The 12,156-nt window shown below is 37.8% G+C and carries 11 protein-coding genes; 7 read left to right on the top strand and 4 right to left on the bottom strand.

The features are described 5' to 3' along the window. Positions 1-29 precede the first annotated feature (29 nt). Both AAG068_RS26820 and AAG068_RS26815 read right to left on the bottom strand, forming a co-directional pair. On the bottom strand, positions 30-2,081 hold the full coding sequence (locus AAG068_RS26820; protein ID WP_342716472.1) for a transglycosylase domain-containing protein: 2,052 nt from the start codon (positions 2,079-2,081) through the stop codon (positions 30-32). 98 nt (positions 2,082-2,179) lie between these two features. Next, positions 2,180-2,905: a glycerophosphodiester phosphodiesterase gene (locus AAG068_RS26815; RefSeq protein WP_342716471.1), complete on the bottom strand. Its 726-nt coding sequence runs from the start codon at positions 2,903-2,905 to the stop codon at positions 2,180-2,182. Between the two features lie 152 nt (positions 2,906-3,057). On the opposite strand from AAG068_RS26815, the gene AAG068_RS26810 reads away from it, so the two are divergent. The 4 genes from AAG068_RS26810 (at position 3,058) to speB (ending at position 6,716) form a co-directional block, all read left to right on the top strand. Continuing rightward, positions 3,058-3,465 carry a MerR family transcriptional regulator gene (locus tag AAG068_RS26810; RefSeq protein ID WP_342716470.1) on the top strand — a complete coding sequence of 136 codons (408 nt, stop codon included), beginning with the start codon at positions 3,058-3,060 and terminating at the stop codon, positions 3,463-3,465. 5 nt (positions 3,466-3,470) lie between these two features. Continuing rightward, positions 3,471-4,634: an MFS transporter gene (locus tag AAG068_RS26805; RefSeq protein WP_342716469.1), complete on the top strand. Its 1,164-nt coding sequence runs from the start codon at positions 3,471-3,473 to the stop codon at positions 4,632-4,634. A gap of 164 nt (positions 4,635-4,798) precedes the next feature. Continuing rightward, complete coding sequence (gene speE, locus AAG068_RS26800; protein WP_000424698.1) at positions 4,799-5,626, top strand: polyamine aminopropyltransferase; 828 nt, start codon at positions 4,799-4,801, stop codon at positions 5,624-5,626. Positions 5,627-5,843: 217 nt separating this feature from the next. Then, positions 5,844-6,716: an agmatinase gene (speB, locus tag AAG068_RS26795; protein ID WP_001209831.1), complete on the top strand. Its 873-nt coding sequence runs from the start codon at positions 5,844-5,846 to the stop codon at positions 6,714-6,716. 329 nt (positions 6,717-7,045) lie between these two features. Here the strand turns inward: speB and AAG068_RS26790 are convergent, their stop codons facing one another. Next, positions 7,046-8,083 carry a PTS sugar transporter subunit IIC gene (locus AAG068_RS26790; protein ID WP_342716468.1) on the bottom strand — a complete coding sequence of 346 codons (1,038 nt, stop codon included), beginning with the start codon at positions 8,081-8,083 and terminating at the stop codon, positions 7,046-7,048. Between the two features lie 234 nt (positions 8,084-8,317). On the opposite strand from AAG068_RS26790, the gene AAG068_RS26785 reads away from it, so the two are divergent. Beyond that, positions 8,318-8,680, top strand: a complete 363-nt coding sequence (locus AAG068_RS26785; protein WP_098668206.1) for a YxeA family protein — start codon at positions 8,318-8,320, stop codon at positions 8,678-8,680. A 25-nt stretch (positions 8,681-8,705) separates the two neighbouring features. Here the strand turns inward: AAG068_RS26785 and AAG068_RS26780 are convergent, their stop codons facing one another. Further along, positions 8,706-9,701 carry a S66 family peptidase gene (locus AAG068_RS26780; RefSeq protein ID WP_342716467.1) on the bottom strand — a complete coding sequence of 332 codons (996 nt, stop codon included), beginning with the start codon at positions 9,699-9,701 and terminating at the stop codon, positions 8,706-8,708. A gap of 202 nt (positions 9,702-9,903) precedes the next feature. On the opposite strand from AAG068_RS26780, the gene AAG068_RS26775 reads away from it, so the two are divergent. Both AAG068_RS26775 and argS read left to right on the top strand, forming a co-directional pair. Further along, entirely contained in the window at positions 9,904-10,341 is a 438-nt protein-coding gene (locus AAG068_RS26775) for a DUF1934 domain-containing protein (protein WP_000414867.1), read from the top strand. Then, entirely contained in the window at positions 10,341-12,011 is a 1,671-nt protein-coding gene (gene argS / locus AAG068_RS26770) for an arginine--tRNA ligase (RefSeq protein WP_342716466.1), read from the top strand. Before AAG068_RS26775 ends, argS begins: the two co-directional genes overlap by 1 nt. Positions 12,012-12,156: the final 145 nt, after the last annotated feature.

Genomic DNA, 12,156 nt, shown 5'->3' with positions numbered 1-12,156 from the left:
TAGCTGACGGATGCCCGTCAGCTATTTTTTTACCAAGGAAGATATTTTTTCCACCAACTTGTTTTTTTCTTTTCTTCAGTTGTCTTTTCAAATTCCTCTTTATCATCGACGTGATCCATACAATATTCAGTTGGTTCTGTACCTTTTGCAAAATACATTTTCACTGAAATTGGACAATTTTTTGTAGCGATTTTTCCGTTTTCAGGGTTAATATTGACTGCAACGACGTCACTTGGCTGTTTAAACTCTTTTTTAGGTTGTCCATCTAAGCCTTTCTCCATCGTATCGGTCCATATTCTTTTCGCATATCCTTGCTCTGCTACGTTTGAAATCGATTTAGGTTGATCATATCCAACCCATACCCCAGTTACGATTTGCGGGGTAAACCCAATCATCCAACTATCTGTTTCAGTGGAACCAGATTTTCCAGCATATGTTCTTGATAGTTTAGATAACATCGATTGACCAGTTACAGCAGCATAACTGCTTAGTTTTTTATTAAACATGCCCGTCATCATTTCTTCCATCACAAACGCTTTGCTCTTATCGAGAATTTGTTTACTCTCCAAATGAGCATCGTATAGCATATTTCCTTCATGATCCATAATGCGGCGAATGAAAATCGGTTTTACTTCTTTTCCACCATTTGCGAACATGCTATAAGCGTTAACCATTTCAATCGGTTTTACAGGAGATGTACCGAGAGCAAGAGAAGGGACGTCTTTTAATGCGCTCTTAATTCCGAACTGTTTCGCCGTTTTTGTAAGGATGTCTTCGCCTAAAAATAAATTTGTCTTCACGGCATATACGTTATCAGAGACCGCAAGAGCCTGCGCCATTGTTACAAAATCGTCTGCATAATAGTCTTTATAGTTTTTCGGTTTATACTTTGAAACACCGTCACCTAAAGTGAACACAGTGTATTCACTTTTTAAGCGCGTAGCAGGGGTAAATCCTCGTTCTAATGCCGCATAATATAGAAATGGCTTAAACGTAGATCCAGGCTGGCGAGCGGCCTGTGTAGCCCTGTTAAATTGGCTCGTATTATAGTCAGTCCCGCCAACAAGTGCAGCCACTTCCCCTGTTTTTGGGTTCATAGAGACGAGCGCAGTTTGTATGTTTGTTGTGTCAGGTATATGATCTTTTACAGCTTGCTCTGCAACCGATTGTAATTTAGGGTCGAGCGTTGTATAAATACGCAAGCCTCCTTTTTGTAAGGCTTGTTCATCTAATCCGATATCACGAAGAAGGGAAGCTTGTACAGCATCTTGGAAATAAGGCGCAACCTCTGCCACCTTTTTCGTATCTAATGAGGCGAAAGTTAATGGCTCTTTCTTCGCTGAAGTTGCTTGTTTCTTCGTAATATAACCTTGCTCTACCATTTCATCTAATATGAGAGAATGTCTTCCTTTCGCACGATCTTCTTTTAAAAAGGGAGAATAGACACTAGGTCCTTTCGGGATACCTGCGAGCATGCTAGCTTCTGCTAACGTTAATTCTTTTGCAGTTTTATCGAAATATAAACGGGACGCAGCTTCGATTCCGTAAGCACCATGTCCGTAATAAATTGTATTTAAATATCCTTCTAAAATATGATTTTTATTATAATTTACCTCAAGGCGAATTGTGTACATTGCTTCTAATAGTTTACGTTTCCACGTTTTATCATGATCTAAGTATAGGTTACGAGCATACTGTTGTGTAATCGTACTAGCACCTTGGACTTTTGCCATCGCTTTTAAATCGGCAACAATGGCACCAGCAATACGCTTCATATCAAAGCCATGATGTTTGTAGAATCGTTGATCTTCGATAGATAGTGTCGCCTCTTTTACATAAGGAGAAATTTCATTGAGAGATACATTGTAACGTTTTTGCATTTCATTACTTTGTCCTATAACAGTATCATCATTAGCGTAAAAGACACTTGTTTGCGGGACAGCAACAGGAGGAGGTCCCATAATTTTTGCAACTATAATAATAACAAAAAAGGAAAAAACGAAAAAAAGAACAGAAGAAAACATTACGGTGAAGAAAAGACGTTTATATTTTTTAAGTTTTGGATTCATAGTTTGATTCATCTTTTTCAGCCCCTCATCATACAAACATTATTGTATTAGTATTGAGGGTTTTTGGTTATTTTAAACAATGAAATTTTGAAAACAAAAAGCTCCTTCAATTAAGAAAGGAGCTCAAAGGCACGTGCTGGCCAATCGGTAATAATGACATCTACACCATAATCAATCATAGTTTGTAAATCTTTGTATTCGTTAATTGTATAAGGGCGGAAAACGTACCCTTGTTTTTGTGCTAGTTGAACAAATTCCTTTGTAAGTAGTTGAAAATTTGGATGTAAACCAGTTGCTTCTCTAGCTTTTGCTTCGGCGATAGGATCAGCAAGTGGTGTATCATATAAAATTGCCCTTGGAATTTCAGGAGCTATTTCTGCTAATAATGAAACAGAGTCGTGGTTAAATGAAGAGAATATAATTTGATTAGACAGATGGTATTCTCGGACGAGAGCGACAACTTTGTCTTCAATATTTGGATAGTGGATAACATCTGTTTTTAACTCAATGTTGAGCTGTAACTTTGTTGTAGATAACCAAATGAATACTTCGCGTAACGTCGGAATTTTTGCTTCATGGAAAGAAGGGTCTTTATAGCTACCAGCATCTAAAGCTTGTAATTCCACTACTGTTTTTTCAGAAACGTGGCCTATGCCATTCGTTGTGCGATCTACCGTTTCATCGTGAATCACGACAAGTTTACCATCTTTTGATAGGTGGACATCAAGTTCAATTCCATGGGCGCCAATGCGTTCAGCTTCTTGGAAGGCAATCATCGTATTTTCTGGATGTGTTCCTTTTACCCCGCGATGGGCGAAAATAAGTGGTTTATTCATACGGAAATCTCCTTATTGTTTCTTTTCTTTCATTATGAAACTGCTTTTGGAAAAATACAATTGAATAGGATAAACATTTACAAAAGTCTAACAGTTGCACAAAAGTTAACGTTAACGTAAAATGTAATAATCGAGTGAAGGGAGGAATAAACATGTATAAAATTGATGAAGTCACAAAGCAAGTTGGTTTAACAAAACGTACACTTCGTTATTATGAGGAAATTGGTTTAATTCATCCCCCTGAACGTAGTGAGGGGAACATTCGCCTGTATACAGACGAGGATATCGCCAGAATTAAAAAAATTGTGGAAGCGAAAGAAGTGTTAGGAATTACGCTTCAAGAGATGCAGCATTTCTTATCGTTAAAAGAAAGAATGGAGCAAAGAAGAAGTAGTGAAAATCCTCGTGACCGTGAAGTGATTCAAGAAATTAAAGAGATGCTTGAACAACAAGTGCAAACGCTAGACGGAAAAATGGAGCAAATGCAACGTGTAAAGGCAGAACTTGAAGATAGCTTACATCGTGCCGTGACATTTTTAGAGAGCACAAAAGGAGAATGATCAAAATGGAGAGCAAACAAAAACTAGGGAGATTGATTACAGTGGTGGCTACCTTCCTTGCCTTTTCGGGTATAGGGGTAGTCGACCCAATTTTACCAAGCATTGCTGAGCAAATTGGTGCATCCCATTGGCAAGTAGAGATGTTATTTACAGCATATATTTTAACGATGGCAATTATGATGTTACCAGCTGGAGTATTCGCATCGAGATTTGGTGATAAACGAATGATGACGATTGGTCTTGCGATCGTGACTGTATTTGCGTTTATATGCGGTATATCGCAAACAATTGCTCAATTATCTCTTTTCCGCGCAGGATGGGGATTAGGAAATGCGATGTTCTTCGCAACGGCGATGACATTATTGATTGCATTAAGTAAAGAAGTTCATGAAGCAGTAGGATTGTATGAAGCAGCTATCGGTTTAGGGATGGCAGGCGGACCGTTATTAGGCGGGATATTAGGTGGACATTCTTGGCGTTACCCATTTTTTGCGACGAGTATTTTAATTTTCTTAGCATTTATTTTAGTTTTCTTTTTTGTAAAAGAACCGGAGCGAAAAGTGAAGCGTAAAGCAGCAGGCGTAGGGGAATTACTTAACCTGGTGAAGTATAAACCGTTTATGCAAGGTGCGATTTCAGGAATGTTATACTACTACGGATTTTTCGTTGTGTTAGCATATTCACCACTTATTATGCATTTATCTGCTATTCAATTAGGATTTGTATTTTGTGGATGGGGATTAGCGCTAGCTTACGGTTCTGCAATTTTAGCCCATAAGCTAGAAGGTAAATATGAGCCAAAAGCATTGTTGAAAGGTAGTTTACTCGTATTTGCGCTTTTCTTAATCGCACTATTCTTTGTGAAAGTTATGTGGTTACAAATTGTATTAATTGTTCTATCAGGATTAGCATCTGGATTAAATAATGCATTATTTACAAGTTATGTAATGGATATTTCACCTTATGAAAGATCTGTTACATCAGGCGTTTATAACTTCGTTCGTTGGTTAGGTGGCGCAATTGCGCCAATCTTATCAGGGATCATCGGTCATACTGTTTCACCGCAAAGTCCGTTTTTAGTCGGTGGAATTGTTGTGTTAGTTGGTTGCGTAATGCTTTTAATTCCGATTCGAAAACCGGTAGAAGTAGAGACAAAAGCCCTTTCTTAAGAAAGGGTTTTTTTTATGCATAGATATTGGAACCCTCTGACTAAAATATATTTTCGTTATTTTTTTACTTTTAACTATACTTTTTGGATGTTTTGTTTTATTTTTGTTAGGGGACATTAATGATGTCCCTATTATAAATTTGCATTGAAAGGCGTGATTGTACGATGGAACTATGGTTCACTGAAAAACAAACAAAACATTTTGGGATTACGGCGCGTATTAACCGCACATTACATACGGAGCAAACAGAATTCCAAAAACTAGATATGGTTGAAACGGAAGAGTTCGGAAACATGCTTATTTTAGATGGCATGGTTATGACAACAGAAAAAGATGAGTTCGTTTATCATGAAATGGTAGCGCACGTACCTTTATTTACACATCCAAACCCTGAAAACGTATTAGTTGTTGGCGGCGGTGATGGCGGTGTTATTCGTGAAGTATTAAAACACCCAAGTGTAAAGAAAGCAACTCTTGTTGAAATCGATGGAAAGGTAATTGAGTACTCTAAACAATACTTACCATCAATTGCAGGCGCATTAGATAATGAGCGTGTAGAAGTAAAAGTAGGAGATGGCTTCCTACACATCGCAGAGAGCGAAAATGAATATGACGTAATTATGGTAGATTCTACTGAGCCAGTAGGACCAGCAGTAAACTTATTTACGAAAGGTTTCTACGCTGGAATCTCTAAAGCGTTAAAAGAAGACGGTATTTTCGTTGCACAAACGGACAACCCTTGGTTTACACCAGAATTAATTACAACTGTGTTTAAAGACGTAAAAGAGATCTTCCCTATTACTCGTTTATACACAGCGAACATTCCAACTTACCCAAGTGGTCTTTGGACGTTCACAATTGGATCTAAAAAACATGATCCATTACAAGTAAGTGAAGAGCGTTTCCACGAAATCGAAACGAAATACTACACAAAAGAATTACACAATGCAGCATTCGCATTACCGAAATTTGTTGGTGATTTAATTAAGTAAGAAAATCGTATCGAATAAATAAAGTATAAGTAGCTCATTTAAGGTGTTTGTCCAGAAGACTTGAACATGCTAGCTACTTACACTCCTGTAAAGAAAATTGTCTTCTTGTTATGAAACAGAAGACCCGGTAAATCGAGAAAGAGGAGCAATGCGCTCCAAATTTGAGAAATAATGAAAGGTTGGGATACCTTAAGTTCCACATAAGGAGGAAAAGAATATGCGTTTTGATGAAGCTTATTCAGGTAAAGTATTTATTAAAAGTCATCCAAGTTTTGAAGAGTCAAAGGTAGTTATTTACGGGATGCCTATGGATTGGACAGTAAGTTACCGTCCAGGTTCTCGCTTTGGCCCTGCACGTATTCGTGAAGTATCAATCGGTCTTGAAGAATATAGCCCATATCTAGATCGTGAACTAGAAGAGGTAAAATATTTTGATGCGGGTGATATCCCATTACCATTCGGAAACGCACAACGCAGTTTAGACATGATTGAAGAGTATGTATCAAAACTTTTAGATGCCGATAAGTTTCCACTAGGTCTCGGTGGTGAGCACTTAGTGTCTTGGCCAATTTTTAAGGCAATGGCAAAAAAATATCCGGATTTAGCAATCATCCATATGGATGCTCATACTGATTTACGTGAGTCGTATGAAGGGGAGCCTTTATCCCACTCTACACCTATTCGTAAGGTGTGCGATTTAATTGGTCCGGAAAACGTATATTCTTTCGGTATTCGTTCTGGAATGAAGGAAGAATTCGAATGGGCAAAAGAAGTAGGTATGAACTTATATAAATTTGACGTATTAGAACCGTTAAAAGAAGTATTACCGAAACTGGCAGGACGCCCAGTCTATGTCACAATTGACATTGACGTATTAGACCCAGCTCACGCTCCTGGAACAGGAACGTTAGAAGCTGGAGGTATCACATCTAAAGAATTATTAGATTCCATCGTGGCAATTGCAAATTCAAATATAAATGTAGTTGGAGCAGACTTAGTAGAAGTAGCTCCTGTCTACGACCATAGTGATCAAACACCAGTCGCAGCAAGCAAATTCGTGCGGGAAATGCTGCTCGGTTGGGTAAAATAAAAGTGAAGCCGACTGTTTAGACCCGGTGACTAAGGTTCTTTCCTGCAAAAGGTGCTTTTTACCTTTTGGCAGGGAAGGTTCTTAGACGCAAGGGTCTAGGAGGCGTAACTGGATAAAGTAAAAGTGGAAGCGGCTCGTTCAGAATGTGAGGGGGAAGAAGCGAGGCACCGATCATTCTAGCCGCTGTAGCTAGATAAAATAAGAGCCCCCTATATGAATAGGGGACTCTTGTTTTGTCGATATATTTAAAAAATCGCCGATATAATTTTATTTACCGTCACGCGACATAAAAAAGAGCTATTCTCAAACGATGAGAATAGCTCTTTTTCTTATGCAACCTTTTCTTCCGAAGTAATGCCACGAATTTCATCAGCAGAGCGAATTGGATATTTACGGAACACGATTGATCCGATATATCCAACAATCGTGGTAACGATTCCACATAATACAGCAGCAATTGTTACTTTTACAACGTCATTAAATCCGAATAAGACAAGAAGTCCTGGGATTGGTGATGCTGTTCCTGGCGCATTATTAACGAGCTGGAACAGAGATGTAATAATACCAGCAAGTGCACCGCCAACGAAGTTCGTCGCATAAATTGGAATTGGATTTGCTGAAACAACATCGGCTTGTGTTAAAGGTTCGATTGCTACAGCAATTGTATCTTTCTTTGAACAAATCTTTAGTCGTTTAAAGAAAATAAAGTTCATTGGGGCTGAGGCTGCTACGGCAAGACTACCAATTGCCATTGGTAAACCTGTTAATCCAAGCATTGCAGTGAGTGCCATAGAACTCAGTGGAGAGGTAGAAATAACTGTTATTAATCCACCAAGCATAATACCCATAATAATAGGATTTTCTGTAGTTGCAACTGAAATCATAGAACCGATTTTACCGAGCGTTGCGTTCACGAGCGGATCCATAAGCATTGCCATTCCGCGTGAGATTGGCGCAGCGATAAATAAAATTGCTAAAAACTCTACGCCAGCCGGTAATTTTTTTTCGAGAAATTTCACGACGAAAGCGCAAACGTATCCAGCGAAAAATCCTGGTAAAATACCGAATCCGCTAGTAGCGATACCGATTAAAACAGCATATACGGGTGAAACACCTATTGCTAGAGCGACTAAAATCGCCGCTGCGACACCGCTCATACTACCAGAAGATTCCCCTACTGATTGTAAAAAGTCGTTATGAAACATTTCTCCACCGATATAACGGTGAAATGCTTCAATAAGAAAACTTGCGATTGCTGCATTAGCTAAAGCACCCATCGCTTTCATACCGTAAGGAGCACGGTAACTAAAAAGTGTAAATAGACAAAGTACAACAAGTAATAGTGCTAAACCTTGCAAGATAGCCATTTGAAAACTGTCTCCTTTGATTTTTGTAATAAAAATTTGTATCATTCAATAATAATATAAAAGTTCATGAAACGGAAAATTTTTTTATTGGGAAATTACTATAAGGTGAAAATGCCTTACAATAATGTAAGGAAAGTGTAAGGCATTTAGATAGAGTATAGTATTTCATTTTTCGTATAATACAAGTATAGATATATGACTAGAGAGAAAGAAGTGCAAACAGGAGGTTCATGTATGAAATTGGTAATGAAAGTTTTAGCTGTATTCGCCATCATTTTAGGTGGAACAGCGTATTATTTGAACACAAAAACAGAAGGTGTACATGCTTTTGTAGACAACTTCTTTTCAAATAAAGAAATACAAGATTATTATGCGGTTATAGATAAAGGTGAGAAAAAAGACGGTGAATACTTGTATACATTTAAAGGGTATACAGAGGACGGAAAGCTACAAGTTGTGAAAAGAATGATGAACCGTGAATTGCATACGGGGGCGTTTATAAAAATTTATGCAAAGGGTATGCAAGGAAAAGGATGGGCTGAAATCCCGAAAGAATCAATTCCGCAAAAAGCGTTGGAAAAAATAGAAAAACGATAAAAGGAGCGACTCATTCGCTCCTTTTTTAGTGCGTTAAAATCGTGATAGATGTTTTTTCTTTGTTAGAAATGATTTTTACACGTCCGCCAATTGGGAAAGTGAAAATCGGGGTTGTATGCCCGAAACTTGCGTTTGCGATGATAGGGGTATGTGCAAGTTCAAGCTTTGAAGCAATCATTTCTTGCATGTCTTCTATCGTACATTCTGCACCTTCTGCACCTTTTTGCATCTTTCCTATAACAATACCCTTTATGTACTCAAAATCTTGCTGCTGTATAAGGGAATGTAAATAACGATCAAAAGTTTTAAGGGTAGCTGTTCCAGTTAAACTATCCTCTTCAAGAAATAAAATTTTATCTTTTAAATTTGGCATATATGGTGTACCTTGCAGTAAATTGAATGTGCTCATATTACCACCGATAATTTCCCCAGTTGCTTCGCCTTCGTGAATTGAAACATATCCTTCATTTTTAATGAATTCTCGATTTTCCTGATCGATGTACCAAGAATCATCGCTCCATGTTTCAGATGGTAGGACTTCAATAGGCTCATTAGAAGTTAAGCATTTTAAAAAGTAATCGTTCGTATACTCGAGCCCTTTCTCCATTCCAAATGAAGAGAAATGGGGTCCTGAATATGTAACGAGTTCTGTTTTTGAGTAGATGGCATTATTTAAAGCGGTAATATCAGAATAGCCACAGAAGAACTTCGGATTTTCTCGAATTAAATTATAATCGAGGTGTTTCAATAAACCGTTAGAGTTGTATCCGCCAAGTGTCGTTAAAATGGCTTTTACATTCGGGTCTCTAAATGCTTCGTGGAGGTCTTGAATGCGTGAAGAAATAGAAGAGGAAGCAAACCGATCGATCTCATCAGCATATGTTGAGAATGTAACTTGAAAGCCCATGTCAGTTAATCTTTTTATAGCGAGCTCTTGGTTCGTATTTGAGACAATACTTAAACTGCAAGATGGTGAAATCACTCTAATTTCATCACCTTTTTTCAATTTTGTTGGTAGCACTTAACTCACCTCTTTAAATGAAAGAATATTTAGATTTAAAAAATATTTTATCATATGAAATAAAGTGAAAGTGAATTATTTTTTGAAATGGAGTTTTCCTGATTTTTCAGCAGACAGACAGAGGTTTTTTTTGATATGATAGGAAAAGTGATTTATTATAAGTAGTATTTAATATCTATAACATTTGAAAGGTGTGCAAGACGTGGAGAAACAACTTGCAGGCTTGCCGGTACACGTTCATTTCGTAACAGAAATCCGTGAAGGGGCGAGGAAGGAAACCGTTGCTTTTGAAGCAAATGGTCAATACTATGTAAAAGGTCAAGGTACATACGTAACATTCCAAGAGCCGAACGAACAGGGCGAAGTGAAAACAATTATTAAAATTCAAGATGAACAAGTTCTCATTATGCGTTCAGGTGCTGTTTCTATGCGTCAAACGCATGTGAAAGGTGAATGGACAACTGGTACGTACACGAGTGAACTTGGTACGTTTGCATTGCAAACGAAAACTGATAACGTTCTTTTTAAATGGTCGGATGAAAAGAAAAAAGGACAACTCTTCTTAACGTACGCATTGCTTCTAAGTGAACAAGAAGCTGGCAGATATACAATTACAATTAATTTGAAGGAGGCAAAATAATGAATTCTTTAGAACAAGTAAAAGGATTAATTAAAGAAGAAATTCAAGCTGCTGTATTAAAGGCAGAATTAGCGACAGAAGAACAGATTCCAAACGTTGTATTAGAATCTCCAAAAGATAAAACAAATGGTGACTTCTCTACAAACATGGCAATGCAACTTGCACGCGTTGCGAAAAAAGCACCTCGTATGATTGCAGAAGAATTAGTTGCAAACTTCGATAAAGCAAAAGCTTCTATTGAAAAAATTGAAATCGCAGGTCCTGGTTTCATTAACTTCTACATGGATAATAGCTACTTAACAGACTTAATCTCAACAATCGTTAACGCTGGTGAAGCTTATGGTGAAACGAATACTGGTAAAGGTGAAAAAGTACAAGTTGAGTTCGTATCTGCGAATCCAACAGGTGATCTTCACTTAGGACATGCACGTGGTGCAGCAGTAGGTGACACTTTATGTAACCTATTAGCAAAAGCAGGATACGATGTATCTCGTGAGTACTACATTAATGACGCTGGTAACCAAATTCATAACTTAGCTCTTTCTGTTGAAGCTCGTTACATGCAAGCTTTAGGCCTAGAGAAAGAAATGCCTGAAGACGGATACCACGGTGCGGACATCATTGCAATCGGTAAACGTTTAGCAGAAGAATTTGGCGATCGTTATGCGAAAGCTGATGAAAAAGAAAGCTATGAATTCTACCGTGAGTACGGTTTAAAATATGAATTAGCAAAACTTCAAAAAGACTTAGAAAGCTTCCGCGTTAAATTTGATGTATGGTTCTCAGAAACATCATTATACAAAAACGGAAAAATCGATCAAGCTCTTGCTGTATTAAAAGAGCGCGAAGAGATCTTTGAAGAAGATGGAGCAACTTGGTTCCGTTCAATGACTTACGGTGACGATAAAAACCGTGTATTAATTAAAAACGATGGATCTTACACGTACTTAACACCAGATATCGCGTATCACCGTGATAAATTAGAGCGTGGTTTTGATAAATTAATCAACATTTGGGGTGCTGACCACCACGGTTACATTCCTCGTATGAAAGCTGCTATCCAAGCGCTAGGTTACGATAAAGAAACACTTGAAGTAGAAATCATCCAAATGGTACAACTGTATCAAAACGGTGAAAAAATGAAGATGAGTAAGCGTACAGGTAAAGCAGTTACACTTCGTGAGCTTATGGAAGAAGTAGGCGTGGACGCAATGCGTTACTTCTTCGCAATGCGTAGCGGTGATTCTCATTTAGATTTCGATATGGACTTAGCTGTATCAAAATCTAATGAAAACCCAGTATACTATGCACAATATGCACATGCTCGTGTATGCAGTATCCTTCGTCAAGGTGAAGAGTTAGGATTAGCTACGGGCGGAGATGTGAACTACAAACTTGTTACTTCTGAGAAAGAAGTAGAGTTACTGAAAAAACTTGGTGAATTCCCAGCAGTAGTTGCGGATGCAGCACAAAAACGTCTACCACACCGCATTACAAACTATGCATTTGAATTAGCAGCAGCATTACACAGCTTCTACAATGCAGAAAAAGTATTAAACCAAGATAACGTAGAATTAAGTAAAGCTCGTTACGAATTAATGAAAGCAGTACGCACTACACTTCAAAACGCACTAGCAATCGTAGGAGTATCTGCACCAGAAAAAATGTAATAAAGAAAAGCGGAGTTGATTTTTCGCTTTCAGTAAAAGGCAATCACACAATGTTGTGATTGCCTTTTTGTATGGAGATAATAAAAAAATAAAATTTTATCAAACAAAAGGAGAATTTGCGTCGTCTTATATAAATGACAGGAGG

It is taken from the genome of Bacillus paramycoides, from assembly GCF_038971285.1.
Classification (GTDB): domain Bacteria; phylum Bacillota; class Bacilli; order Bacillales; family Bacillaceae_G; genus Bacillus_A.
Note: the sequence above shows the minus strand (reverse complement) of the source record. Positions and strands in the feature narration are given on the sequence as shown.

Bases quoted from the DNA above. Each gene is read 5' to 3' on its own strand.
- AAG068_RS26820 (WP_342716472.1), bottom strand. From the start codon at position 2,081: ATGAATCAAACTATGAATCCAAAACTTAAAAAATATAAACGTCTTTTC.
- AAG068_RS26815 (WP_342716471.1), bottom strand. From the start codon at position 2,905: ATGAATAAACCACTTATTTTCGCCCATCGCGGGGTAAAAGGAACACAT.
- AAG068_RS26810 (WP_342716470.1), top strand. From the start codon at position 3,058: ATGTATAAAATTGATGAAGTCACAAAGCAAGTTGGTTTAACAAAACGT.
- AAG068_RS26805 (WP_342716469.1), top strand. From the start codon at position 3,471: ATGGAGAGCAAACAAAAACTAGGGAGATTGATTACAGTGGTGGCTACC.
- speE (WP_000424698.1), top strand. From the start codon at position 4,799: ATGGAACTATGGTTCACTGAAAAACAAACAAAACATTTTGGGATTACG.
- speB (WP_001209831.1), top strand. From the start codon at position 5,844: ATGCGTTTTGATGAAGCTTATTCAGGTAAAGTATTTATTAAAAGTCAT.
- AAG068_RS26790 (WP_342716468.1), bottom strand. From the start codon at position 8,083: ATGGCTATCTTGCAAGGTTTAGCACTATTACTTGTTGTACTTTGTCTA.
- AAG068_RS26785 (WP_098668206.1), top strand. From the start codon at position 8,318: ATGAAATTGGTAATGAAAGTTTTAGCTGTATTCGCCATCATTTTAGGT.
- argS (WP_342716466.1), top strand. From the start codon at position 10,341: ATGAATTCTTTAGAACAAGTAAAAGGATTAATTAAAGAAGAAATTCAA.